Origin of the sequence: Thermoanaerobacter ethanolicus JW 200, assembly GCF_003722315.1 — a bacterium.
GTDB lineage: Bacteria > Bacillota > Thermoanaerobacteria > Thermoanaerobacterales > Thermoanaerobacteraceae > Thermoanaerobacter > Thermoanaerobacter ethanolicus.
On record NZ_CP033580.1, the window covers coordinates 1,290,250 to 1,315,115 of the forward strand.

24 protein-coding genes and 1 pseudogene are annotated in these 24,866 nt (G+C 33.7%); 15 read left to right on the plus strand and 10 right to left on the minus strand.

What is annotated here, in order from left to right; genetic code table 11:
- Positions 1-2: 2 nt before the first annotated feature.
- A complete protein-coding gene (gene kamD, locus EB239_RS06335; RefSeq protein WP_003871042.1) occupies positions 3-1,562 on the plus strand; it encodes a lysine 5,6-aminomutase subunit alpha in 1,560 nt (519 codons plus the stop codon).
- Entirely contained in the window at positions 1,559-2,368 is an 810-nt protein-coding gene (gene kamE, locus EB239_RS06340) for a lysine 5,6-aminomutase subunit beta (RefSeq protein ID WP_003871043.1), read from the plus strand. The genes kamD and kamE overlap by 4 nt, the downstream gene beginning before the upstream one ends.
- 23 nt (positions 2,369-2,391) lie before the next feature.
- Here kamE and EB239_RS06345 read toward each other — a convergent pair whose 3' ends face one another.
- Positions 2,392-3,120, minus strand: a complete 729-nt coding sequence (locus tag EB239_RS06345; RefSeq protein WP_003871044.1) for an amino acid permease — start codon at positions 3,118-3,120, stop codon at positions 2,392-2,394.
- A 279-nt stretch (positions 3,121-3,399) separates the two neighbouring features.
- Between EB239_RS06345 and loaP the strand changes: the two genes are divergently transcribed.
- The 7 genes from loaP to EB239_RS06380 all read left to right on the plus strand — a co-directional run bounded on the left by loaP (position 3,400) and on the right by EB239_RS06380 (position 12,028).
- On the plus strand, positions 3,400-3,942 hold the full coding sequence (loaP, locus tag EB239_RS06350) for an antiterminator LoaP (RefSeq protein ID WP_003871045.1): 543 nt from the start codon (positions 3,400-3,402) through the stop codon (positions 3,940-3,942).
- Positions 3,943-4,049: 107 nt separating this feature from the next.
- On the plus strand, positions 4,050-5,417 hold the full coding sequence (glmM, locus tag EB239_RS06355) for a phosphoglucosamine mutase (protein WP_003871046.1): 1,368 nt from the start codon (positions 4,050-4,052) through the stop codon (positions 5,415-5,417).
- 92 nt (positions 5,418-5,509) lie between these two features.
- The gene (gene galU, locus EB239_RS06360) at positions 5,510-6,418 is read left to right on the plus strand and encodes a UTP--glucose-1-phosphate uridylyltransferase GalU (RefSeq protein WP_042835594.1); all 909 of its coding nucleotides are present in this window, start codon (positions 5,510-5,512) and stop codon (positions 6,416-6,418) included.
- A gap of 24 nt (positions 6,419-6,442) precedes the next feature.
- Positions 6,443-7,396: a YveK family protein gene (locus EB239_RS06365; protein ID WP_003871048.1), complete on the plus strand. Its 954-nt coding sequence runs from the start codon at positions 6,443-6,445 to the stop codon at positions 7,394-7,396.
- A 73-nt stretch (positions 7,397-7,469) separates the two neighbouring features.
- Positions 7,470-8,519 carry a YkvI family membrane protein gene (locus EB239_RS06370; protein ID WP_003871049.1) on the plus strand — a complete coding sequence of 350 codons (1,050 nt, stop codon included), beginning with the start codon at positions 7,470-7,472 and terminating at the stop codon, positions 8,517-8,519.
- Positions 8,520-8,574: 55 nt separating this feature from the next.
- Positions 8,575-9,285, plus strand: coding sequence for a DUF2225 domain-containing protein (locus EB239_RS06375; protein ID WP_003871050.1), 711 nt, complete (start codon positions 8,575-8,577; stop codon positions 9,283-9,285).
- A gap of 67 nt (positions 9,286-9,352) precedes the next feature.
- Complete coding sequence (locus EB239_RS06380) at positions 9,353-12,028, plus strand: calcium-translocating P-type ATPase, SERCA-type (protein ID WP_003871051.1); 2,676 nt, start codon at positions 9,353-9,355, stop codon at positions 12,026-12,028.
- Positions 12,029-12,030: 2 nt separating this feature from the next.
- Here EB239_RS06380 and EB239_RS06385 read toward each other — a convergent pair whose 3' ends face one another.
- The 3 genes from EB239_RS06385 to EB239_RS06395 are packed head-to-tail and all read right to left on the minus strand — an operon-like array spanning position 12,031 to position 14,234.
- Positions 12,031-12,366, minus strand: a complete 336-nt coding sequence (locus tag EB239_RS06385) for a hypothetical protein (protein ID WP_003871052.1) — start codon at positions 12,364-12,366, stop codon at positions 12,031-12,033.
- Positions 12,367-12,423: 57 nt separating this feature from the next.
- The gene (gene ndk, locus EB239_RS06390) at positions 12,424-12,831 is read right to left on the minus strand and encodes a nucleoside-diphosphate kinase (protein WP_003871053.1); all 408 of its coding nucleotides are present in this window, start codon (positions 12,829-12,831) and stop codon (positions 12,424-12,426) included.
- Positions 12,832-12,836: 5 nt separating this feature from the next.
- Positions 12,837-14,234: an MFS transporter gene (locus tag EB239_RS06395; RefSeq protein WP_003871054.1), complete on the minus strand. Its 1,398-nt coding sequence runs from the start codon at positions 14,232-14,234 to the stop codon at positions 12,837-12,839.
- A gap of 120 nt (positions 14,235-14,354) precedes the next feature.
- On the opposite strand from EB239_RS06395, the gene EB239_RS06400 reads away from it, so the two are divergent.
- The 3 genes from EB239_RS06400 (at position 14,355) to EB239_RS06410 (ending at position 17,119) form a co-directional block, all read left to right on the plus strand.
- On the plus strand, positions 14,355-15,164 hold the full coding sequence (locus EB239_RS06400; RefSeq protein WP_003871055.1) for a lipid II flippase Amj family protein: 810 nt from the start codon (positions 14,355-14,357) through the stop codon (positions 15,162-15,164).
- Positions 15,165-15,288: 124 nt separating this feature from the next.
- Complete coding sequence (locus EB239_RS06405; RefSeq protein WP_129545113.1) at positions 15,289-16,332, plus strand: IS30 family transposase; 1,044 nt, start codon at positions 15,289-15,291, stop codon at positions 16,330-16,332.
- A 298-nt stretch (positions 16,333-16,630) separates the two neighbouring features.
- The gene (locus tag EB239_RS06410; protein WP_003869099.1) at positions 16,631-17,119 is read left to right on the plus strand and encodes a ribonuclease H-like YkuK family protein; all 489 of its coding nucleotides are present in this window, start codon (positions 16,631-16,633) and stop codon (positions 17,117-17,119) included.
- 232 nt (positions 17,120-17,351) lie between these two features.
- Here EB239_RS06410 and EB239_RS14945 read toward each other — a convergent pair whose 3' ends face one another.
- Positions 17,352-17,999 carry an ISL3 family transposase gene (locus tag EB239_RS14945; RefSeq protein WP_318261455.1) on the minus strand — a complete coding sequence of 216 codons (648 nt, stop codon included), beginning with the start codon at positions 17,997-17,999 and terminating at the stop codon, positions 17,352-17,354.
- Entirely contained in the window at positions 17,927-18,496 is a 570-nt protein-coding gene (locus tag EB239_RS14950; protein ID WP_003870676.1) for an ISL3 family transposase, read from the minus strand. The genes EB239_RS14945 and EB239_RS14950 overlap by 73 nt, the downstream gene beginning before the upstream one ends.
- A 214-nt stretch (positions 18,497-18,710) precedes the next feature.
- On the opposite strand from EB239_RS14950, the gene EB239_RS06420 reads away from it, so the two are divergent.
- Positions 18,711-19,751 carry an NAD(P)/FAD-dependent oxidoreductase gene (locus EB239_RS06420; protein WP_003870677.1) on the plus strand — a complete coding sequence of 347 codons (1,041 nt, stop codon included), beginning with the start codon at positions 18,711-18,713 and terminating at the stop codon, positions 19,749-19,751.
- 48 nt (positions 19,752-19,799) lie between these two features.
- Here EB239_RS06420 and EB239_RS06425 read toward each other — a convergent pair whose 3' ends face one another.
- The gene (locus EB239_RS06425; protein ID WP_003869480.1) at positions 19,800-20,996 is read right to left on the minus strand and encodes an IS701 family transposase; all 1,197 of its coding nucleotides are present in this window, start codon (positions 20,994-20,996) and stop codon (positions 19,800-19,802) included.
- A gap of 116 nt (positions 20,997-21,112) precedes the next feature.
- Here EB239_RS06425 and EB239_RS06430 point away from each other — a divergent pair, with 116 nt between their 5' ends.
- The gene (locus EB239_RS06430) at positions 21,113-21,298 is read left to right on the plus strand and encodes a hypothetical protein (RefSeq protein ID WP_003871480.1); all 186 of its coding nucleotides are present in this window, start codon (positions 21,113-21,115) and stop codon (positions 21,296-21,298) included.
- An 18-nt stretch (positions 21,299-21,316) separates the two neighbouring features.
- Here the strand turns inward: EB239_RS06430 and EB239_RS06435 are convergent, their stop codons facing one another.
- From EB239_RS06435 to EB239_RS06445, 3 genes and pseudogenes are all read right to left on the minus strand, one after another.
- Positions 21,317-22,132 (minus strand): phosphatase PAP2 family protein, encoded by an 816-nt coding sequence (locus EB239_RS06435; protein WP_050984257.1) that lies wholly within the window; start codon positions 22,130-22,132, stop codon positions 21,317-21,319.
- A 187-nt stretch (positions 22,133-22,319) separates the two neighbouring features.
- On the minus strand, positions 22,320-23,675 hold the full coding sequence (locus EB239_RS06440; protein ID WP_129545114.1) for an IS1380-like element ISTps2 family transposase: 1,356 nt from the start codon (positions 23,673-23,675) through the stop codon (positions 22,320-22,322).
- A gap of 159 nt (positions 23,676-23,834) precedes the next feature.
- Positions 23,835-23,939: pseudogene (locus tag EB239_RS06445) on the minus strand (phosphatase PAP2 family protein); the annotation flags it as partial.
- Between the two features lie 149 nt (positions 23,940-24,088).
- Here EB239_RS06445 and EB239_RS06450 point away from each other — a divergent pair.
- Positions 24,089-24,835, plus strand: a complete 747-nt coding sequence (locus EB239_RS06450) for a Yip1 family protein (RefSeq protein ID WP_003870900.1) — start codon at positions 24,089-24,091, stop codon at positions 24,833-24,835.
- Positions 24,836-24,866: the final 31 nt, after the last annotated feature.

Consider the following 24,866-nt stretch of genomic DNA (forward strand, 5'->3'; position numbering starts at 1 on the left):
ATATGAAAAGCAAGCTCAATTTAAATTGGGATATAGTCAATAAGGCGAGAGAGTGCGCAAGAAATATTGCAGAAGATACACAAAAATTTATTGATGCCCATACTACTGTTGCAATTGAAAGAACAGTATGTAGGCTTTTAGGAATAGATGGAGTAGATGAGATGGGAGTTCCTCTTCCTAATGTTGTGGTTGACAACATAAAAAATGGAGGGGGACTTTCACTTGGAGCAGCTTTCTATATAGGTAATGCTATGCTTTATACAGGACTTACTCCTCAACAGATAGCTGAAAAAGTGGGTAGAAATGAGCTTGACCTTACTAAAATGCCGATGGCAGATTTGTTTGATATAAAATTAGCTGTTCAAGAGGTTGCGGTAAAAACTGTTGAAAAGATAAAAGAAAATAGAAGGAAAAGAGAAGAACTTTTGAAAAAATACGGTAAGAAAGAAGGTCCACTTCTCTATTTGATTGTGGCAACGGGTAATATCTATGAAGATATTGTGCAGGCACAGGCTGCTGCAAGGCAGGGAGCAGACGTAATTGCGGTAATTAGGACTACAGGACAAAGCCTTTTAGATTATGTACCTTATGGAGCAACTACTGAAGGATTTGGAGGTACTTACGCTACACAAGAGAATTTCCGCCTTATGAGAAAAGCGCTTGATGAGGTTTCTGAAGAGGTAGGGAGGTATATAAGGCTTTGCAATTATTGTTCTGGCCTTTGTATGCCTGAAATTGCGGCTATGGGGGCTTTAGAGAGATTAGATGTTATGCTAAACGATGCATTGTATGGGATTCTTTTTAGAGATATAAATATGAAGAGAACTCTTGTAGACCAATATTTTTCAAGAATTATAAATGGTTTTGCAGGAATTATTATAAACACTGGAGAAGACAATTATTTGACAACTTCTGATGCTTATGAAGAGGCTCACACAGTTTTAGCTTCCCAGCTTATAAATGAACAATTTGCTCTTTTAGCAGGAATTCCTGAAGAGCAGATAGGATTGGGGCACGCTTTTGAAATGAATCCTGACCTTAAAAATGGATTTTTATACGAACTTGCGCAAGCGCAAATGGCAAGAGAGATATTCCCTAAAGCTCCTTTAAAATACATGCCACCTACAAAGTACATGACAGGGAATATTTTTAAAGGGCATGTGCAAGACGCTTTATTTAATATTGTGACTATAATGACAAAGCAAAAGATTCACCTTTTGGGTATGCTTACAGAAGCTATACACACGCCTTTTATGTCTGATAGGGCTTTGTCTATTGAGAGTGCAAAGTATATATTCAACAATATGGCAGATATAGCAGATGAGATATACTTTAAAGAAGGTGGAATAATCCAACAGAGGGCTAATGAAGTTCTTATTAAGGCTTATGAGCTATTGAGGGAAATTGAAAAGGAAGGACTCTTTAGAACATTAGAGCAAGGTAAGTTTGCAGGAATTAAAAGGTCAATGAATGGAGGAAGAGGTTTAGAGGGAGTTGTAGAGAAAGACCCAAACTATTTTAATCCTTTCATAGACCTTATGCTAAGAGGTGATAGACAATGAGCAGTGGGCTTTACTCTACAGAGCGGAAAGATTACGATAAAACCCTTGATTTGACCAAAGTTAAACCCTATGGAGATACGATGAATGATGGAAAAGTTCAATTAAGCTTTACTTTACCTGTACCAGATGGAGAAAAAGCAGTGGAGGCGGCTAAGCAACTAGCAAAGAAGATGGGACTGGAAAATCCAATGGTGGTATATCATACACCTTTGGACAAAGATTTTACCTTCTTCATAATATACGGAAGCCTTATTCACACTGTAGACTATACTTCTATACATGTAGAGACTATAGATATCAAAACTATGACAATTGAAGAAGTCAATGAACACATCAAAGAGCACATAAAGAGGAAAATTGTGGTAGTTGGTGCCACAACAGGAACAGATGCCCACACCGTCGGACTGGATGCCATTATGAATATGAAGGGATATGCAGGTCATTATGGGCTTGAGAGGTATGAGATGATAGAAGCCCATAATCTTGGGAGCCAAGTTCCCAACGAGGAATTTGTTAAAAAGGCGATAGAACTCAAAGCAGATGCGCTTTTGATTTCTCAAACAGTTACACAAAAGGACATTCACATAAAAAATTTGACTCATCTTGTAGAGCTTCTTGAAGCAGAGGGAATAAGAGATAAGGTGTTATTAATATGTGGCGGCCCTAGAATAACTCATGAACTTGCAAAGGAATTGGGGTATGATGCAGGTTTTGGACCAGGTAAATATGCTGATGATGTGGCGACGTTTATAGTAACTGAAATGGTCAAAAGAGGAATAAAAGGTTTAAGAGATATACAAAAGTAGGAGGCTGTTTTTTGCAGCCTCCCTTATTTTTGTGTATTTAGCATGCTATGGTATCTGCCATAAGCAAAATATATTATCAAGCCTACTAACATCCATATTCCAAACCTTGCCCATGTAACCCAAGGTAGACTTGCCATAAGGTATAAGCTGAAAGCCATTGTAAGAGGTGCTACTACCCAAACAAAAGGAACTCTGAATTTCCTTTCAACATTAGGCATTTTAACTCTTAAGACTAATATTCCTATTGATACAATTACAAATACAGACAGAGTACCTATATTGCAAAGCTCAATAATTATATCAAGTGGCAAAAATCCAGCAATAATAGCTGCTACTACACTTGTAATTATAGTGTTGATATGAGGTGTTCTATATTTGGGATGAACATGGGAGAAAACTTCTGGTAAAAGTCCATCTCTTGCCATAACCATAAATATTCTTATTTGACCGTAAAGAGTTACAAGGAGTGTGGATATCATACCTACGGCAGCACCAGTAGCTACTAATGCAGAACCCCAGTTAATTCCAATGCTCATTAATGCACCTGGGAGAGCATTATCCGGAATAATCTGTTTATAAGGTACCATACCTACTAAAACGACGGCAACTGAAATATAAAGTGCTAATATTACAATCATTGCCATTACAAGTCCTAACGGTACATTTCGAGTTGGATCTTTTGTTTCTTCCGCTGCGGTAGATACGGCATCAAACCCTATATATGCAAAGAATATAATAGCTGCAGCAGACATTATGCCTTTCCAATATAACTTAAACTTATGCTTTCACCTTGATGGATTTACTACTCCTGCAGGATTGCCACTAAATTCTTTACTTGTAAAAGCGTCAACAATAAAAATTTGCATAAAAAGTTCCCCTTTAAACGTTAATTTGTTTCGAATAATTATAATATAGCACAATAGCTGAGTTTTTCAAGTTTCCATACGTATACTCATTTATATAAGATTTGGAAATTATATGTTGAATTTTGTAAAAATAATTGCTAAAATTATAAAATGGGGTGTAGAAAAATGAAAAAATGGTATGTTATTTTTACTCGAAGTGGATATGAAAACAAAGTTAGAGATATTATTGAGAGTTGCTTTAAACAAGAGGAAGTGAAATTGCTTATTCCGAAAAGAAAAATTATAGAGAGAGAAAAAGGACAACCAGTGGAAAGAATTAGACTTTTGTTTCCTGGATATGTTTTTGTAAATGCCGAGATGAGCGATGATTTATATTATAAAATGTCTGATGTTTTGAAAAGAGGTATTTTTCTGAAAGAAGGGAAAAGGCCTGCTTTTGTAAAAGAAGAAGAGATGAAAATAATTTTGTCTCTTACTAAAAATTCTGATTTAATAGATTTGTCAAAAGGTATAATGGAAGGAGAAAGAGTAAAGATAATTGAAGGACCATTGAAAGGGTATGAGGGGCTTATTAAGAAAATAGACAAAAGGAAAAAGAGAGCAAAAGTTATGCTTAGTATAGCGGGGGAACTGAAAAGTGTAGATTTAGCTATTGAAGTAATTGAAAATGTATCTGAGCAGCACAGGAGTCTGGTTTACGCTTGTTGATATATTTGCGGAAAGTCAAGAAACAATTTTGTGAAGATTGTGTATTGAGGATTTTCAGTATTATCTATATAATTAAATTGTATGACATAAAAAGGAGGTTGAGACAAATGAAGTTGAATGAAAACATGTTTAGGATGTATGATATTAGAGGGGTGTGGGGTGAAGATTTAACTGCTGAGACCGCAGAAATAATAGGAAAGGCTTTTGGTACATATGTGAGACAAAAAGGAATTAAGGATGTGCTGGTAGGCAGAGATAATAGATTATCATCAAGGCCTATACGAGATGCTTTGATTAAAGGACTTACTTCTACAGGCTGTGATGTATTAGATGTAGGGGTTTTGACGACTCCAGCTTTTTACTATTCTAATGTCCTGTACAATTATCAAGCAGGGATGATGATTACTGCAAGCCACAATCCGCCACAATTTAATGGTTTCAAAGTTATGGTAGGACCTTCTACTATTTATGGCGATGAACTTAAAAAACTATACTATATAGCAGAAAAAGGCGAATTTGAAAAAGGTACAGGGAATGTGAAGTATGCTTATCCTATTAATTCGTATATTAACATGATAAAAGAAAAGGTTAAATTAGGCGACAGAAAGCTTAAAGTTGTTGTAGATTGTGGGAATGGCACAGGTTCATATTTTTATCCTGATGTTATATATAACTTAGGTTGTGAAGTATATCCTCTCTATTGTGAATCTGATCCTACATTTCCAAACCATTTCCCAGATCCAGTAAAAGAAGAAAATTTAAAAGATTTAATTGAAGAAGTAAAAAGAGTGAAGGCTGATTTGGGTATAGCTTTTGATGGTGACGGTGATAGAATTGGCGTTGTGGATGATAAGGGGAATATAATTTGGGGAGATATGTTGATGATTCTTTATTGGAGAGAAATAATGAAAAAACATCCCGGTGCCGATGCCATTGTAGAAGTGAAATGTTCTCAGGCATTAGTAGAAGAAATTGAGAGATTGGGAGGCAAACCTATCTTTTTCAAAACAGGCCATTCCCTTATAAAAGCAAAAATGAAAGAATTAGGTGCTGTATTTACAGGAGAAATGTCTGGTCATATGTTTTTTGCAGATGAGTACTATGGATTTGATGATGCGGCATATGCTGCTGCAAGGCTTTTACGAATACTTTCTAATACAGATAAATCTTTGTCTGAGCTTTTAGCTGATGTTCCTAAATATCCTGCAACACCTGAAATAAGGCTAGAATGTGACGATGAGAAAAAATTTGATGTGGTAAAAGGTGTAACTGAGTACTTTAAAGAAAAAGGATACGACATTATAGATGTTGATGGCGCAAGAGTGTTGTTTGACGAAGGATGGGGACTGGTTAGAGCTTCTAACACAGGACCAGAGCTTATTGTGAGATGTGAGGCAAAGACAAAAGAAAAACTAGAAGAGATTAAAAAAGAGCTTTCAGAAGCTTTAGCTAAATTTGGCGTAGTGTCACTCTGAGCCGAAGCGTAGCGAAGGGTCTGTGAAGAATCCATTAATAATAGATTATCATTCTGGTATAAAAGGAATGTTATATAGAGGAGGAAAAAATGGTGAAGATAAAAAAGGCGATAATTCCGGCTGCAGGACTTGGTACAAGGTTTTTACCTGCTACCAAGGCCCAGCCTAAAGAAATGCTTCCAATTGTGGACAAGCCCACTATTCAGTACATAGTTGAAGAAGCGATACAGTCGGGGATAGAGGACATTCTTATAATAACTGGCAGAAATAAAAGAGCAATAGAAGACCATTTTGATAAATCTGTGGAGTTGGAGCTGGAGTTAAAAAAGAAAAAGAAGGAAAGCCTTTTACACCTTGTAGAAGATATTAGCAATATGGTAAATATTCACTATATAAGGCAAAAGGAACCAAAAGGTTTAGGACATGCTATATACTGTGCGAGAGCATTTGTGGGCAATGAACCCTTTGCTGTTCTTTTAGGGGATGACATAGTAGATGCGGAAGTCCCTGTTTTAAAGCAGATGATAGAACAATACGAAAGGTACAACTGTTCTATTATTGGGGTACAAGAAGTGCCGTATGAGGATGTAGATAAATATGGTATTGTTGATTCTACACCTATTGAGGACAGATTGTATAAGGTGAATAATCTCGTAGAAAAGCCTAAAAAAGAAGAAGCTCCATCAAATATAGCTATTCTGGGAAGATATATAATAACGCCAAGAATATTTGAAATATTAGAAAACACGCCACCAGGAACAGGTGGGGAGATACAGCTTACAGATGCTTTAAAAACTCTTTTAAATTATGAAGCAATTTACGCCTATAATTTTATTGGCAAGAGATATGATGTAGGAGATAAATTAGGTTACCTTATGGCAACTGTTGAGTATGCTCTGAAAAGAGAGGACTTAAGGGAACCTTTTAAGAGGTATTTATTAGACGTTACGAGAAGCTTAGATCCTGTGATGGATGAAGCTGCAGTTACAATTACACAATAAGTTTAAAGCGAAAGGAGAATAAAATTGGAGGAAGAAATTTCATTAAGAGAACTTATTGAGGTAATTTTAAAATATAAAAAAACAATCATTATTGTAACTCTTGCTGCAACTTTAGTAGCAGCAGTGCTTAGTTTTTTCATAATAAAACCCACCTATGAAGCTACTACAACTTTGTCTGTTACTGATGTAACACCTGAAACAGGTTTTTTTGGTTCGAATACCACGGTTATTCTTCCGGGAAAAGATTCAGATCTGCCGGCAGTACAAAGTGACAGCATAGAAAAAGATTTATCTTTGTTGCTGTCTTCACTTTTGAAATATCCTGATATGTCAGTGGAGGCATTTAAAGAAGAGGTTACTAATCCTATTGTTCTTATGAATACTGTAAAACAATTAGGATTAGATCCTCAAAAGTACACAGTAGAAAATTTAAAAAAGCAAATTTCAGTTTCTGTCGTTAATAATACAAATCTTATAACAGTAACTGTAAAGGAAAATGATCCAAAGCTTGCGGCAAAAATTGCAGATACAATAGCCCAAAATTTTCGGACTTATATCATTGAGAGGAATAACAGGCAGACAGATAAATTAATCGAAACTTTGAACAAACTTATAACTCTCCAAAATGATAAAATAAAAGAGGCAACAGCGGAACTTAATAAAGTTCAAACAAATTCTCAAGACAAGCTTTTAATTGAGCAGAAACAAAAACAGTTGGATTTACTAAAAAGCACACGAGATATAATGTTAGAAAAATATAATATACTGGAATTAGTTAAAGAATCAGATCTTGGAAAACAAAGCATTCTTATAACTAGCAAAGCTTTAGTCCCAGATAAACCAATAGCACCTAAAAAGTCATTGAATATAATTATAACATTTATATTAGGTCTTATGGTCAGTATTTTTATAATATTCTTTATAGAATATTGGAAGAATAGTGATCCTAAAAAAACTGTTAATATTCCACAAAAGTAGAATTGTGAAAAAAGAATAATATTTTTTCTCCCGCCAAAAATATATTTAAAATAGAAAGAAAGGCGGGATTTTTTTGATTAGAAAAGAGATTTCGGCTTTTAAAGTTGCTGCAACTTATATAGGAACAGTAGTAGGAGCGGGATTTGCTTCGGGACAAGAAATATTGCAATTTTTTGTATACCATGGAATTAACGGAATTATAGGGCTTTTAATTGCTATTTTTATGTTTGTGTTTTATGGGTATGTAATTTTGCGATTAGGTAACAGGCTTAATGCCTCCTCCTATAAAAAGGTCATCATGAAGGCTGGGGGACCTTTATTTGGAAGGGTGATAGATTTAGTAGTTACATTTTTTTTGTTTGGAGCACTATCTGCAATGATAGCAGGTTGTGGGGCAATTTTTGAAGAGCAATTTGGGCTTTCTTCTGCTTTTGGTGGTGCAGTAATGGCAGTATTATCGGTTGTAACAGTATTAACAGGAATTGGAGGAGTTATTTCTGCCATTTCTTTTGTCGTACCTTTGCTCTTGCTTGCCGTAATTATTGTGAGTATTTTTTCCCTTTTTTATGTACCAGACATTACGGTTATAACAACTGCTGACTTTCCTTTTAAAGCTGCAGTAAAAAATTTTGCATTGTCGGGAATACTTTATGCTTCCTATAATCTTTTGATGGCAGTTGCCATTCTTGCTCCTCTTGGACAGAAAACCTACGACAGGTCAAAACTAAGATGGGGAGCTATATTAGGAGGAATGGGATTAGGATTAGGAGCATTTTTGATATTTTTTACAATTCTTATAAATATGCCTACTGCTTCTTTATATGAGATACCCATGCTTTATGTTGCTGGTAAAATTTCACTGGTTTTGAAATTTGTATACAGTTTTATTTTGATTGCAGAAATATATACTACGGCTGTTGGAAATCTATATGGGTTTGCGGCAAGGTTTACAGAAGTTGGGTCAGTGAAATATAAGATTTTTACTGTTGCCTCGGGGGGAATGGCCCTTGTAGCTAGTAGGTTTGGTTTTGCAAAACTTGTTCATTATTTATATCCTATCGCTGGTTATGGAGGCATTATTATGCTTATTGGCCTTACATATAGAATAATAAATCACAAATAATTTCAATTTTTGAGGTATAGCTAATTTTTTATCTATAGAATGTCGAAAAATGTAGATGAGTATGTTAAAATATTTAATAGGACTAATGTTGGACGGAGGTGTAATATTGGGGAACAAATATTTGTACGATAAAAAAACTGTATGCCCAGTATGTAAAAAAGAGTTTACATATACCAAAGTAAGATCTTCGCAATTGAAGGTGGAAGAAAGAGAAAGAGATTTTTATACTAAATATAAAGATGGCATTAATCCTTTCTTTTATGAAGTTATTGTATGCCCAAATTGTGGATATGCTGCTTTGGAATCTGAATTTGACAGAATAACTAATGACAAAAAGGAAAAAATCTTATCACTGGTAACGGCTAAGTGGGTTAAAAGAGAATTTTCTGGTGAAAGAACACCTCAAAAAGCGTTAGAAGCCTATTTATTGGCTTTATATTGTTCCCAGATAAAAGAAGATAAGCCTATAGTTTTTGCGAAGACTTGTCTTAGAATTGCTTGGATATATAGGATTTTAAATGATAAGGTAAATGAAGAAAAATATTTGAAATATGCATTGGATTCTTATATAAAAGCCTATAGTGGTTCGGATATATATGAAGAAGAAGTACTACTCATATATATGATAGCAGAACTTAATAGAATGTTAGGCAACAGGGAAGAGGCATTAAAATGGTATAATAAAGTGATAAATCATCCTGATAGGTCTCGATATAATTTAATAGTCAATCTTGCAAGAGATGGATGGCAAAGTTTAAAAGAATGAGGGCATGTTTTTTAGAATGCCCTCATATTTTATTTAGAGAGCAAAAAGTTTAAGAAAGGGGATTGGGATGTCTTACGGTAAGAAGCAAATGCAACAAACAATTTACTACTTTGATAAAACTGACTTTACCGGCTTAAATAGTCAAGAAGCGCAAAAAAGGTTATTGAAATATGGGCCGAATATATTGGAGGAAGGGCACAAAGTTAGTCCTTTGCAAATATTTTTAAATCAGTTTCAAGATTTTATGGTGATGGTTTTATTGGCAGCAACTTTAATTTCTGCTATGATGGGAGAATTAGCGGATGCTTTGACAATAACGATAATCGTCATTTTAAATGCTGTATTAGGATTTATCCAAGAATATAGAACAGAGCAGTCTTTGGAAGCTTTAAAAAAACTTGCAGCGCCTATTGCAAAAGTTTTGAGGGATGGAGAACAAAAAGAGATAGAGGCTTCTCAGATTGTAATAGATGATATTATTATTTTGGAGGCGGGAGATAAAGTTCCAGCAGATGCTGTTTTGATAGAAAGTCATAATTTAGAAGTGGATGAATCGATTTTAACTGGTGAGTCAGTCCCTGTCCACAAGGAAGCTGTAAACAATGTAAAAAGAGCGGTAGTAACTGATAGTAATGTAGTTTATATGGGTACTATTGTTACGAAAGGAAGAGGGAAAGCTATTGTAACTGCTACAGGTATGCAAACAGAAATGGGGAAAATTGCAGGAATGATTAAAGATATTGAAGGAGATGAAACGCCATTACAAAAAAGACTCAATAAACTTGGAAAAGTATTAGTAGCAGGAGCTCTTGCTATATGCGGTATTGTAATAGTATTAGGAATAATAAGAGGAGAGTCTTTGTATTATATGTTTTTATCAGGTGTAAGCCTTGCAGTTGCTGCTATTCCTGAGGGACTTCCTGCTGTTGTTACAGTTTCTCTGGCTATTGGGGTACAAAGGATGCTTAAAAGAAATGCATTAATAAGAAAATTACCTGCTGTTGAAACTTTGGGATGCACTAATGTAATATGTACGGATAAGACAGGTACTTTGACAGAGAACAAAATGACTGTGACAAAAGTGTTTTGCGATGAAGAAGTTTTTGAAATAAAAGGTGATAAAAGTAAAAAATTTACTACAATGAGAAATAAAGAGAGAAGCGCTTTTAGAAAGATGGTGGAGATAGGGGCATTGTGCAATAACGCAAAGATTAAGAGGGAGAAGATAAAAATTGGCAAAGAAACTTTAGAAGAAGAAAAATACATAGGAGACCCTACTGAAGCTGCTATACTTTCTTTTTCAATGAAATCAGGACTTTCTCTTGAATTGGTAGAAAATATTAAAAGAATGGAGGAAATTCCTTTTGATTCAGATAGAAAAAGGATGTCTGTTATTGTGGAGATAAATGGTGAAAAATATGCGTATGTAAAAGGTGCTCCAGATGTAATATTGGACCTTTGTACATATAAATATACAGAAGGCAGAGAAGTGCCCCTTACTGTTTTTGATAAAAAAAGAATATTAGATATCAATGAAAGTTTTGGCAGGGAAGCTTTGAGAGTATTGGCCTTTGCTTACAAAAAGCTTCCTCCTAAATTTCCAATGGTTGCAGAATTTATAGAAAAAGATTTGGTTTTTGTAGGATTGGAAGGGATGATAGACCCTCCTCGAGGGGAAGTATATGGTGCAGTTTTAAAATGTAAGATGGCAGGAATAAAACCGGTTATGATAACAGGTGACCACAAGATTACTGCAACTGCTATAGCAAAAGAATTAAAAATATTAGGGGAAAATGATAAAGTGATTACAGGGCAGGATTTAGATAACATGGAAGATAAGGACCTTGAGAAAGTTTGTACAAATATTAGTGTTTATGCAAGGGTAACCCCAAAACATAAGCTCAGAATTGTCAGAGTCCTTAAAAACAAAGGTTTTACAGTAGCAATGACAGGGGATGGGGTAAATGATGCCCCTGCTTTGAAAGAGGCAGATATAGGTATTGCTATGGGAAAAGGAGGAACAGAAGTTGCAAAAGAGGCTTCCTCTATGATTTTATTAGATGATAATTTTGCTACTATTGTGGCAGCTGTTGAAGAAGGAAGAATAATTTATGACAATATACGAAAGTTTATACGATTTTTGCTTTCTTGTAATCTTGGAGAAGTTTTGACTATGTTTTTTGCAGCTTTAATGGCCTTAAAATTGCCTCTTGCTCCAATTCAAATATTAACGGTCAATCTTGTTACTGATGGGTTGCCGGCTTTAGCTCTGGGGATGGATCCTCCTGAAAAAGAAATAATGATGATGAGACCGAGAAATGCTAAAGAAAGTGTATTTTCAAGAGGGTTGGGTATAAGAATCATTATAGTGGGATTTTTAATGGCATTGAGTACTCTTGGAGCATATGTATTTGCATTAAGTTATGGGACATTAGAAAAAGCTAGAACTATAGCTTTTGCTACATTAGTGATGGTAGAGCTGATACACGCCTTTGAATGTAGGTCAGAAAGAAATTTAATTTTTGAGATAGGGATTTTTACTAATCCTTACTTGGTGTTAGCAGTTTTGACATCATTTTTGCTTTTCTTAGCTACAATATATATTCCACCTTTAAGTGTTGTGTTTAAGACAACAGTGCTTACTGGCTATGATTGGCTGGTCGTGGTGTTTTTCTCTTCAATAGAATTTGTATTTAACAATCTTTATACTGCTTATATAGTACCATTAACTAAGGCGAAGTGAAGTCACTTCGCCTTAGTTTGTAATACTTTTAGAGAATATCGAAGTTCTAAATAATTTACTAATCTTGCTATTAGCTCTTTTTTGTCTTTTTCTAACCAATTCCATTTATGTCTGTAATCAGCCACTACTGATTTTATAAAGTCATTGGGAATCTTGGAAGAAAATTTTTTGTAAACAAACAATCTTGAAACTTTCCCATCTCCTTTTTCTAAAGTAACAGGATTTATTCCGTAACTTACTTTTTCTTTTTGTACCAATGCGTACCAGTTATAGTCATCAATTCTTCCGTAGATGATTCCATACTGGTTATTTTTACTTTCTACTGTTATTTTGGGCATAAGGTATACCTCCAATAGTTTTCTCTATTAGAGTTTATGCCCTGTCCACAAAAATATTCATGCTAATTCAGGAAACCACAGTGCTATTTCTCTTTTTGCAGATTCAATACTATCTGAACCGTGAATAATGTTAAAAGTAGTACTAGAAGCAAAATCACCTCTTATCGTTCCAGGGAGGGCCTCTTCCACTTTAGTAGCACCGTTTAATAATCTAACTATTTTTACGGCGTTTTCTCCTTCTAGTACCATTGCAAAGACAGGACCTGAGGACATGTACTGTATTAAAGGTTTGTAGTAAGGCTTGCCTTTGTGTTCCTCGTAGTGCTTTTCTAAAAGCTCAATTGTTGGAGTTATTACTTTTGCCGCTTTAAGCCTTAAACCTTTGTTTTCATATCTTTTTAATATTTCTCCTATAAGCCCTCTCTTGACACCGTCGGGTTTTACTATAGCAAGAGTGGTTTCCATTTAAATCAATCCTTTCCTTGTATTAATTTAACATTATTTCTCACCAGAGAAGTAAAAGCGCATATCAATGAGAAAATCCCTGCAGTTATATAAGCTTCTTTAATCGCAATCATAAAGGCTGCATTAGAAGAAAATTTTAGAGCTTGATAAACTTTTAACCTGTTGGTAAATATCGCACTTCCTACTGCGATGCCCATTACCATTCCTACATTTCTCATTGTTGCAAGGAAGGCGGAGGCTACCCCTAATCTGTTTTTTGGTGCACTTCCCATTACTGCACTGTTATTTGGCGTTTGGAAGATAGCATTTCCTATTCCAAAAAGAGCAAGGCGAGCCATAATGGCAAACATAGTAGATTTTTCCGTTAAAGTTGCCATGAGAAAAAGGGCTGTTGCAGAAATTAGTGCACCAATAGTTGATAAAATTTGAGCGCCGTATCTATCAGCTAAAATACCGCTTAAAGGTGCTACGACGAACATGACGAGAGGGAAAGAAGTCATGATTATACCTGCTTTTTCAGTAGTAAATCCTAGATGCTGAAGGAGGAAAGGGGTTAAAAAAGTCATCGTATACTGAGCCATAAAGTTTAGCAGGGTGCTTATGTTTCCAAAAGTGAAAGACCTTATTTTCAAAAGGGAAAAGTCAAACATAGGAAACTCTACTTTGTTTTCTACGTTGATAAAAATTATCAAAGATGCTATTGATGTAACTAATGCGACTATGCTTGTAAGAGACGACCAACCCCATGTTCCCCCTTCTGAAATAAAAAGCAAAAGGCTTGCAAGAAAAGCAAAGAAAGAAATAGAGCCATAAGGATCGAATTTTTCAGCTACTCCTTTGTTGTCAGGGACCACAATATGAGCCCATATGTAACCTATTATACCGATAGGTACGTTTATGTAAAATATAGAACGCCAGCCTAAGTATTTCAAAAGAAGTCCACCTAATGTAGGACCTATCGCGAGACCGATTGATATAGACATAGCGTTGATGCCAAGAGCTCTACCTCTTTCGTTTGGAGGAAACACAGATGTAATTATGGCGGAAGACATTGACATAAGCATGGCGGCTCCTACTGCTTGAAAAGCTCTCATAATTATCAACATATATATGTTTACAGAAAGACTTAAAATCGCAGAAGAAATTGAAAAAGTCAAAAGGCCGTACTGATACAATTTTTTGTAGCCTAACATGTCACCAAGTCTTCCAAAAGTCATCATTAAGCTACTTACAACTAAGAGATATGTCATGGAGACCCAGCTTACTGTTGTTATGTTAGTGTGAAAAATTTTTGTGAATTCTGGCATCGCTATGTTGACAACACTTCCATCAATTGGTCCCATAATACTGCCTATGACGACTGCAGAAAGAATTACCCATTTGCTGTAATGTTTTTGTGTCATTTATATCCCTCCGATATCATAGATTATACCACAAACTTTGGAAAAAGATAAATGTTGAAAAAAAAAGCATTGTACAATATAATTATAAAGGAATTTAAATAAAGAAACGGATGTGAACAAATGATAGATGCAAAAAGACTCATAATTGTAGCTTTCTTTACGATGGTTATAAATTTGATTGATACACTTTCTTATTCCATAAGACCTTCTGGTGTAAGAACTCGAAAGCTTGCTGTTGCTCTTTCGCTTTTTAACATTATGGCTGTGATATCAAGACTATCAAATATGATTCAAGCACCTTTTCTTGGCAGTATTGTAGATATGGCGATAAAAATGGACAAGGTTCATCTCCTTCAAAATGATATGAGAATTGTACTTTTTTCAGCTACATTAGGGGCATTGATAGGAGCACCCCTGATGCCCACTTTTGTATCGATTTTTACTGTTGCCATAAATGGAATGGAAGGAGCTGGAACAGTCCCTAAGCTTATTCTTAAGGGGTTTAGATGGAGTAATTTAAAAAAGATAAAGAAAAAGATTGTTCTGCCAAGGCTGTCTATGTTAAAAGGTGTCTGGAAGGCTAACATACCAAAAACTTTTTTGATATATAACGTTATTATTACTTCTATCTACACCACAGGTGTTATATCTTCACTTTACGCCGGAGCTATTATTCCTGAGTATAGAATTACAGCCAGTCAGCTTTCGGGTATTGTAAATGGATTTGCGACTGTATTGTTTACCGTTGTAGTTGACCCTGTGGCGGCTCTTATAACTGACCAGGCCTTAAGCGGTAAAAGGACCCAACATGATGTGGACAGTATGGTAGTGCTTCTTGTGTTTGGGAAAATTTTGGGTACGTTGCTGGCTCAGCTTATATTTATACCAGCTGCAGATTTGATACTGTTTGTTACAAAATTGATAGTTTAACAAAAAAATAAAAAAATTTGGTTAGTTGTATAATTAAATGCAACAGATAAAAAAATAGAAACCATAGTGAAAATCGTGTATGATATAGGTGTCAACTAAACATCATACAAGGAGGATTTTCACTATGGTTCATAATAATGATACCACAAAAAATCGTTCTTTTAAACACTTAAGTAGCTATGAACGAGGAGAGATCTATGCATTACTCAAAGAAGGAAGAAGTATTCGGTATATTGCTAAAAAACTTAATCGATCTCCAAGCACTATAAGCCGTGAAATTAAACGTGGAACTACTACACAACTTAGAAGTGATTTATCTTCTTATACAAGCTATTTTCCTGAAACCGGTCAAGCTATCTACGAAAAAAATCGTTCAAATTGCGGAGCTAAATTTAAAGTAGCTAGAGCAGAAGATTTCTTGAAATATGCTGAAAATAAAATATTAAATGAAAAATGGTCACCAGATGCAGTTGTAGGCTATTGTAAAAAAGACCCAAGCTGGAATAATAAAACCATTGTTTGTACTAAAACACTGTACAACTATATAGATAGAGGATTATTAAAAGTTAAAAACATTGATTTACCTTTAAAACTACGTTTAAAACCAAGGAAGAAACAAAATCGTAAAAATAAACGTATTATGGGTAAAAGTATTGATTTTAGGCCTAAAGAAGTTGAAAGCCGTGAAGTTTTTGGGCATTGGGAAATAGATACGTTAATTGGCAAGAAATCTAATGACAAGGTCCTTTTAACATTAATAGAGCGTAAGACTCGCCATGAAATAATATTCTTATTAGATGCAAAAGACAATAAATCTGTTAAAGATGCATTATCAAAATTAAAAGATATGTTTGGTGACAATTTAAACAAAGTATTTAAAACAATAACATCTGATAATGGTACAGAGTTTAGTGATTTAGAAAGTGCTCTTTTAGAATATGGCGTAGAAGTATATTATACACATCCATATTCATCTTGGGAAAGAGCTACAAATGAACGACATAACGGTCTTATACGACGTTTCATCCCTAAAGGTAAAAGTATTAAAGATTTATCTATAGATACGATAAAGAGAGTAGAAAACTGGCTTAATAACCTTCCACGAAAATTGTTAAATTACAAAACGCCTAAGGAATACTTTTATGAAGAGCTGGCAAAAATCTGTTAAGCCCATCCCTTATAAAGTTTAGAGCTCGTTCGTGATTTGTCAAGGGGCAGGCTTCGCCTGACTTTAACCCTTGACAAATCACGACCTTCGCTCAATTTGTTAACTAAGATGGGCTTAAGGTTATATATGATTTGTTCCAAATCCTATATCTACATGATTTTCATTAGGTGTTGCATTTAATATTGCAATTTATAAAATAAAAAAATTTTAATACACTTTTTAAGAAAATGGTGTATAATAAAAATTAAAATAAGATTTAATTGCGCTAAGCAATTTGCAGTTAAAGGAGATGGGGCCATTGTATTTCATTAGCCCAACGAAGGGAAAAATGGATATTGATAAAATGTTCGAAGACATCATGGAATTTGTTGAGGGAGACCGGCAATCTAATTACAAATTAATGGTGGGCACAGACTCTCAACCAGGTAAATCCGTATGTTTTGTTACTGCTGTAATCATATACCGAGAAGGAAAAGGTGCCAGGTACTATTATAGGAAATTTTATAATAAAAAGGTGTTGTCTTTAAGACAACGGATTTTTATGGAGGCTACTTACAGCATTGAAATAGCGAATCAGCTTTTTGAAAAGATCAATCAGACTGATAAAAAAGATATAAATATACAGATTCATTTAGATGTAGGGGAAAATGGTAAAACGAGAGATATTATAAAAGAAGTGGTTAACATGGTGTTAGGATGTGGATTTGAAGCACAAGTTAAGCCTGCATCTTATGGGGCTAGCAAAGTAGCAGATAAGCACACTAAAAGCATGGCTAATATTGGATAAGACCTCTTAAAAAGAAGAGGTCTTTTTTTATTTAGGCTCTTTGTCAATAGTTGGGGTGGGTATTTTTTCTGAATGCCCACCTATAAATCTTATCACGTTATATGGTAATATTTGTAATTATTAGTTACAATAAGAGATATAGCTAGAAGTATGGGTGGGTATTTATCTATGCCTTTTTATCAAAGTTCTATAATATCCTTGAATATCCTTCATCACTAAAAATAGTATTACATCAAGCATTGCAATATAATATCCTTTTCCTGAATCGATAAAAATTTCTGTAGCCATATGCAAGCCTTTTTAGTACTTTAATTTTATTGTTATAACCTTCTGTTACAGAATTAGTGTAAGGTATATCAAAGGCATTTGTTATTTCTTCAAACCAACGGTTAAATACTTGCACACATCTTTTAAATTCATCAATTTTGCTTTCTTTAGCTAACTGTATCCATCTTTTTAATTCTATTTTTGCCTCCTTTGAATTTTTGCATTTTAATACTTTATCATTAAATTCTTCTTTTAAAAGGTATGCTATTCTTAAGTCGTCACTGTACCAGAACATTACTTCCAATTCTTCTTTTTGTTCTGTTGTTAAAGTATCATATTTTGCAAGAAGTAGCTTACGGCTTCTTTTGAAATATTTTCTTTTATTGTCTGGTAGCTCTTTTTGTATTCTCTTTCTTACATTTTCTATCGCCCAATATATGTACCTTGTAAAATGAAATTTGTCTATTGCTATTTTTGCTCCTTTGAAATATGCTTTTACTGTATCTGAAAAAGGCCTCCACATGTCTATAATAACCCACTTTACTTCATTCCTGTCTTTAAATCTTTTAAAATATCTAATATTTTTCTTTCTTTTGGGTCTACAATAATGCAATGATATTTCCTGCCTCCAGAGTTCCCTTTGAATTCGTCTATACTGATAACTTCCGGTAATGTTTTATAATCAGGTTCTACTCCTATTGTGTCTAAAAGTCTCATCACAGTCGTAATTGATACTCCTGTAACTTCAGATATCTCTTTCATGCTTTGCTGTTTTTTTAGTTGTTGTAGTATGTAAATAGATAATCTGTTGGTCATTCTATGGTAACGTGGTAAATAGTCTATATGTTCATAGAATTTTTTGCCACAGTGTTTACAAACGTATCTCCTCTTTTTTAGTACTATCACTGTTGGTTTTCCAAATAGCGGTACATCTTTTATTCTTTGTACTCTATAATCATGAATCTTAGATGTTATTTCCCAGCACCTTGGACAAATATGTGGTTTCTGTTTCATCTTAATATGAAGCTCTATTCTGTTGTCATTTTCTACAACACCTTCCCAAATTGTATCTTCAGATTTTAAGAAATTTGTGATATAATTACCTTGCACTTATTCTGATGCCTCCTTTTGTTAGATTGTTTTAACCACTTCTATTATAGCAGGCATTCAGAATAAGTGCTCTCTTTTTTATAGATTTCTTTTTCCCCACCCCAACATTTATTATAGAACCTTTATTTAAAAATATTATTGAATAATATTTTTAAAAAGAATATAATGTTTTTAGAAAATAATTATTGTTAAAATATTTATGGGAGATGAGCTTATGAAATACGTTTTGATAGGCAATGGTATTGCTGCTCTTAGTGCTTGTGAAAATATACGGAAAAATGACAGAGGAGGTAAAATAACCATTATATCAAAAGAACCTTATCCAACTTATTACAGATTGAAATTATCACAACTTTTAGGTAAGGATTTGAATTTTAAGTCTTTGTTGGTCAAGGAAGAAAATTGGTACACAGATAATGATATAGAACTTATGCTGAACACAAGTGTTAAAAAAGTTGACACAAAAAATAAAAAATTGATACTCTCAAATGATGAAATAATAAGCTATGACAGGCTCATAATTGCGACAGGAAGTTCAAGTTTTATTCCTAATGTCTTGGGGAGAGAGAAAAAAGGAGTTTTTGCAATAAGAAGTCTTGAGGATGTAAAAGACTTAAACGAGTTTATCAAAGATAAGAAAAAAGGCGTTGTAATTGGTGGAGGACTTCTAGGACTGGAAGCTGCCTGGACATTAAGACAAAATGGCTATGAAATTACAGTGGTAGAATTTTTCCCAAGACTTTTGCCAAGACAAGCAGATGAAGAAGGATCAATAATTTTGAAAGATATTATAGAGTCAAATGGGATAAATCTCCTTCTTGGAGCTGAAGTAACAGAAATTGCAGGGCAAACTGTAAATGGAATAATATTAAAAGATGGAACAAAAATGGATGCGGATTTTGTAATTTTTTCTTCTGGTGTAAAGCCAAACATTGATATAGTAAAAGAAACTGAAATTAAGGTAAATAAAGGGATAATCGTAGATGAGTACATGAGAACAAATATAGAAGATGTTTATGCAGCAGGAGATGTTGCTGAGTTTAATGGCAAAATATATGGTTTATGGACAGTGGCAATGGCTCAAGGCAAGAATGCAGGTTTAAATGTTTCTGGCAATAAAACTCCCTATAAGGAAGTTACACCTTCAAGTACACTTAAAATAGCAGGTATTGACGTGTTTTCAGCAGGTGATATATCGGGCGAAGGAAATATATCAAAAGGATATAGGGGAAATAATGTATATTACAAACTATAGATGAGAAAAATTGATAACAAATATTACCATAAAATAGATGCACTACACCTATGCTAACTGTAGTTCTGCTAAAATTTCATCAATAGGTACTTTATTATTAGCTCGCTCATACAGCCATTGAACACGCTGCTTTTGTACTTCTTTGCGTACCATTTTTATTCCTTGCCCAAATTTGCAATATTCGTCGCCTGAAGTCGTACAATACAGGTATGTCAATGATATAAGCCATAATAATCTATCTATTGATTTTGTTGATCGTACTTGATATGTATTTAGTCCAAGATTATTCTTTGTCTGCCTAAAGAATATTTCTATAGGCCATCTTTGACTGTAGTAATTTAGAATAGTCTCGGTATCTAATTCAGTATCAGTACAGATAAATGCATGTAGAGCATTTTCATTTTTAAAAGCTTTCTCAGGCCAGCACAATACTACTACAGCATTATCTATGCCATTTAAGGCTCCTTCATAGCGATATACCCAGTAATTAGAACCGTTTACTGTAACGAGGCAAACTTCGTTCTTTTCGATATATTGGGCAAAATCTTTTATCTGAATTCTGATGCCTTGTGGATAGATAATCCTGTTAGTTTTTAATGCTCCTATGAGATGGTATCCTCTTTCGAAATGTGCTTCTATTACTTTTTTGTTTATGTACCATGAATCACATAGTCCATATGCTGGTCCTTTAGGTATTGGAAGCATAGATACCATTTCACATATTCTTTCGATTTTGCTTTTGCCACCTTTTTCATAGCGCTCAATGCAGTAAGGTAATACCACATTGCCGCAAGATAGCATCATGGTAAGAAGTTGATGTCCCCAAACTTGCTTCCCTTTTAAATGTGATTGATGGAATCCTGTTGCCTGGATAGTATGTTTAGCCTGTAACGAAGGCTTTGTCTTCTCAGCAATAGTATCATCAAAAATCACAAATATCGGCTTGTTGCTAGTTTGGGATAATTCAAATATAATGCGAATAACTTCTCGCCTTATAGCTCTCCATGCATACTCTATATTCCAAACACCTTGGCTTAAGAATTTGCCAAACGTGGTTCTATGGCAATTAGCAAGGCTTAAATTAACTATATCTGTAACAGTACCACTATAACCTTTTTGAGTGGCAGCAATTATAAATTCTAAAATATGACGAATAACAGGTTTAGTAAAATATAATGCAAAATTTAATTTCATTAAGTACTGGATTATTGATGAATTTTCTGTTATTCTTTTATTATGAGACATTTGCTCCACTCCTATGATTAATATTGTTATAGGGTAACAACATATTAATACCATAGAAGCGAGCATTTGTCTCTATTTTTATTAAATTTTTTCATATAAGTTTGTTATGGTAATTTATGTTAGTGAATTTTCTCATCTATAGTTACAAACTTTACTTTAAAGACGGTATTATTGTTGGTGCAATATTGATTGGAGATATTGGGAAAAGTACAAAGTTAAAAAATGCTATTGAATCAAAGCAAGACTTTTCAAGTATTTTAAATAAAGGATTTGGAGCAAAAGATATAATTGAAACTATATAAAAAAGGCATAGATGAATTCTATGCCTTAATCGATTTTTCATTTAGTTTAAAAATGTTAAATACATAAGGTGCACCAAGAGAAAGCCACAGTCCGCAAATTGCATACCTTATAGCGTTAAAAATATTTCCAGAAGGCAACACAAATTTTAATCCCTCTTTAAGTACAAAAAATACAATTATGCCAATTAGTAACTTCAAAATTTGCTTTTGAAGAGGAGCATGGACAGTAAAATCAAATTTTTCTTTGTCTATAAAATAACCTATTAAAGTACCAGAAATTAAACCCATGTATTCATAAATATCCTTCTGAGGGAAAATTAATATAAAAAGCGCAGAGATTAAAATTGACAAAATAATTTTAAAAGATAAACTTATGTTAAAATTGCTTTCTTTCACGATGCTATCAATAAGTTCACTTAAAATTATTATTAAAACAGCTATCAATATTCCGCCAATAATATCTATCGGCCAGTGGACACCTAAATACATTCGCGAAAATGATACGAGTAATACGATGGCGATTCCTACATACCACAGCCATTTTTTTTGATAGTGTACCATTAAAGTTCCCCAAAGAGTTGTAGAACCTTGTGCATGGCCACTTGGGAAAGAATATCCTCCTGCCGATTGTGTAAAAATAGACCTTATTCCTGGATATCCTATGGGCCTGGCTATTTTTGTTGTCTCTTTCAAAACAGTATTTACATAGATAGAGCTTATCAAGATGAGTCCCAGCTTTAAACCAAATCTTTTATCTACACACCAATAAAAGATTGGAATAAAAATAAACTTGAATTCGGCAAGTAGCAAGCAAATTAAAAATTCAATTTCCATGAATGTAAAAAACGGTGTTTTGTTATAAGTTTTGCACTTTGATAACTGAATATTTACATTGAAAAAATAAAAGCTATATCGTTTTTTACGGTTAATTTACTCTTTTAAGGTACAGCAAAGCTAACCGTCTACTTGATATGGCGGTTTCTATCATTTGGTATATTTTTTGGTATATTCTATGTGTTTACTATGTTAAGCAAAATACCATTAGCGCTTTTCGTATATACGTTATCACAGTCTTAAGAAACGGATTATTAGGGTAACGTATATGCCTATAACGTCCTTTCCCAACAAGATTACCAGGTACATTATATAATATCCGCCTTATTGTGGTTATCTCATGATGCCTCATAAACTCTGGCAAGATAGTCCTTTTGAACCAATTATGGAGATTGTAAGCGATCATTTTGATAAGCAAAAATATTTCGTTGCAAAATTTGTTTCTTTGACTGTTTTGATCAAAAGCAAATCCTTCTTTTAGTTCATCTATTTTGTTTTCAATGTCGCAGCGTTGGTTGTATTCATGAAATATCTCTTCAGGTGTCATGTACTCAATATTTGTTACTATAGCTTGATATTCATATTTGAATTCGTCTATATCCATACAAATCTGCCCTGTTTTGGGCTGTGGCAGTTTTTTGCGTATAATCACAATTCTGCGTACTTTATCCCATTTAGGCATTTTTGCATATATTTCATTTACACTAAAGGTCTTATCTATTTCAGTCCAAGGATAAAGGTGTTCTCTTTGATTGACATAGTCTATAAAGCATCTGATCCATGCCTGATTTTTAGCTTTCATTACATATTCATAACCTTTAGATTCAAAATACAGTATATTATCGTAATCAAATGCTCCACGGTCAACGCGTACTCGCTTAATTATCCAATTTTCAGGAAGCTGTTCTTCGCAAGATTTTACAAAATCTAAGAAACCATGATTTGTGTGATGTTTACCTTCTTCAAGAGTAACATTAACAAGTTCATCAGTATTAGCAATAATGCCGATTTTCTCTTTGAAAGATGGTCGACCATGGTACCTTGGATTATAACCTACTGAAGCACCTTCCTGCTCTCCAAATATAGTACAAACTGTATCATCAAAATTCATAATGACTTCACGTTTCGTTCCTTTAGATTGCAAGGAAAGCAAAGTCTTGTTAATAAGTCTTAATTCTTCAAGAGAACTTTCAGGCATGGCTTTAATTAAGTCTCTGCATACTTTTTCGCTGGGAACTTTATGTCCTTTAATTTCTGTGTATGCATTATCATATCTTAGTTGGTCCATGTGAAGAAAGCGAGTATTCCCTTGAATTACAGAATCAATCATAAAGTCAATAACCTCGGCTGGTTGAAAAACAGCATTTGGTGCTTTTTTAAAGGATAATATGCTTGAAAGAATTTTATTAAAGCCGATTTTTTCTTTAAATGCTTGGATATAGGTGAAAGTTACATTGTTTGATACTGTAAAATTGTCAAAAGTTGCTGGCAAAATATATTTTGAAAACCCCTTTTCTTTTGTAAGATTAAGTGTTAAACTCATATTATGGAGATTCTCCTTTCTGTTAGTGTTTTTGTTTGTCACTTAAATTTTATCAGAAAAAGGGGAATCTCCATATATTTTTTGCAAAAAATTTTTCACTTAATTTAGCCCTCAAATAGCTCTATTTGGGCATTTCGTAAATTCACTTGCCGAATCCAAGATAAAATAAAAACCTGAGCTTCCCAACATGGTTACAGCTATAAAAAAATAATCTAAAAAAGGATTTGAAATTGTTTGAATAGCTTTTAATATTTCTGCTTGCATTTTATCACCTCGATATATATAATTCACCAAAAAAATTTATTTTCCTTCATGGTTAAAAAATTTAACAAAAATTTAAAGAAAAAAATAAAAAGTGTGGTAAAATTTATATAAGCATAATTTTGAATTTAAAAAATTGGGAGGTTATAGAAGTGAATTTTTTAGAGAGATTATATGGGATATTTTTTCAGCCGGTAGAAACTATAAAAGAGATTGTAATGGAAAAACCGATTTGGCAAGCTGCTGTTGTCATTATAGTTACAGGACTATTGACTGTGACAAGCAATTATAGGTTTACAATGGTTGGTACAGATTTTTTTACTTCCAGCTCAGGTATGCCTGATGTTGGGAGGCTAAGAGCTTTATTTGTTCCGATGGCTGTATTTGGGAGTATATTTATAGCTCCTTTGACTTACTTTGTTTATGCAGCAGTGTATCACTTTTTAGCGGAAATTTTAGAAGGTAAAATGTATGCTAAAGTGGAAGATAATGTATTTTTTGATCAAATTGAAGAGAATAATGCTGAAATTGAACAAAAGGCAAGCGGTGAGAAAGAAGAGGTAGTAATAGGTACAGCAAAGGGATTGTATTCTGCAATAGGGTTTGCAAAACTTCCCATGATTTTTATGGTTGTTGTAAACTTATTTGTACGTTTGTTAAATTCAAGAGCTGGCTTAATACTTACGTATTTATTTTTAGCGATATTTACGGTATGGGTAATTGTTTTAGAAATTATAGCTATAAAGGAAAATTATAAAATGAGTACGGGGAATGCAGTGCTTGTATATTTTCTTCCTTACATAGTTTTGGTCGTTTTATTTATAATAATGATAATTTTTGTAGGTGCAACCTTTATAAGCATATTTTCAGAGGTTTTAAAAAATGTTCCTATGCAATAGAGAATAAAGTTAAAGACTTTGTAAAAGAGGA

Excerpts from the sequence above, each read along its gene's own strand:
- EB239_RS06380 (WP_003871051.1), top strand. The coding sequence starts at position 9,353 with ATGTCTTACGGTAAGAAGCAAATGCAACAAACAATTTACTACTTTGAT.
- EB239_RS06420 (WP_003870677.1), top strand. The coding sequence starts at position 18,711 with ATGAAATACGTTTTGATAGGCAATGGTATTGCTGCTCTTAGTGCTTGT.
- kamD (WP_003871042.1), top strand. The coding sequence starts at position 3 with ATGAAAAGCAAGCTCAATTTAAATTGGGATATAGTCAATAAGGCGAGA.
- EB239_RS06395 (WP_003871054.1), bottom strand. The coding sequence starts at position 14,234 with ATGACACAAAAACATTACAGCAAATGGGTAATTCTTTCTGCAGTCGTC.
- glmM (WP_003871046.1), top strand. The coding sequence starts at position 4,050 with ATGAAGTTGAATGAAAACATGTTTAGGATGTATGATATTAGAGGGGTG.
- EB239_RS06405 (WP_129545113.1), top strand. The coding sequence starts at position 15,289 with ATGGTTCATAATAATGATACCACAAAAAATCGTTCTTTTAAACACTTA.
- EB239_RS06425 (WP_003869480.1), bottom strand. The coding sequence starts at position 20,996 with ATGTCTCATAATAAAAGAATAACAGAAAATTCATCAATAATCCAGTAC.
- kamE (WP_003871043.1), top strand. The coding sequence starts at position 1,559 with ATGAGCAGTGGGCTTTACTCTACAGAGCGGAAAGATTACGATAAAACC.
- EB239_RS06400 (WP_003871055.1), top strand. The coding sequence starts at position 14,355 with ATGATAGATGCAAAAAGACTCATAATTGTAGCTTTCTTTACGATGGTT.
- EB239_RS06440 (WP_129545114.1), bottom strand. The coding sequence starts at position 23,675 with ATGAGTTTAACACTTAATCTTACAAAAGAAAAGGGGTTTTCAAAATAT.
- EB239_RS06430 (WP_003871480.1), top strand. The coding sequence starts at position 21,113 with ATGTTAGTGAATTTTCTCATCTATAGTTACAAACTTTACTTTAAAGAC.
- EB239_RS06375 (WP_003871050.1), top strand. The coding sequence starts at position 8,575 with ATGAGTATGTTAAAATATTTAATAGGACTAATGTTGGACGGAGGTGTA.
- EB239_RS06435 (WP_050984257.1), bottom strand. The coding sequence starts at position 22,132 with ATGGAAATTGAATTTTTAATTTGCTTGCTACTTGCCGAATTCAAGTTT.
- loaP (WP_003871045.1), top strand. The coding sequence starts at position 3,400 with ATGAAAAAATGGTATGTTATTTTTACTCGAAGTGGATATGAAAACAAA.
- EB239_RS06345 (WP_003871044.1), bottom strand. The coding sequence starts at position 3,120 with ATGTCTGCTGCAGCTATTATATTCTTTGCATATATAGGGTTTGATGCC.
- EB239_RS06385 (WP_003871052.1), bottom strand. The coding sequence starts at position 12,366 with ATGCCCAAAATAACAGTAGAAAGTAAAAATAACCAGTATGGAATCATC.
- ndk (WP_003871053.1), bottom strand. The coding sequence starts at position 12,831 with ATGGAAACCACTCTTGCTATAGTAAAACCCGACGGTGTCAAGAGAGGG.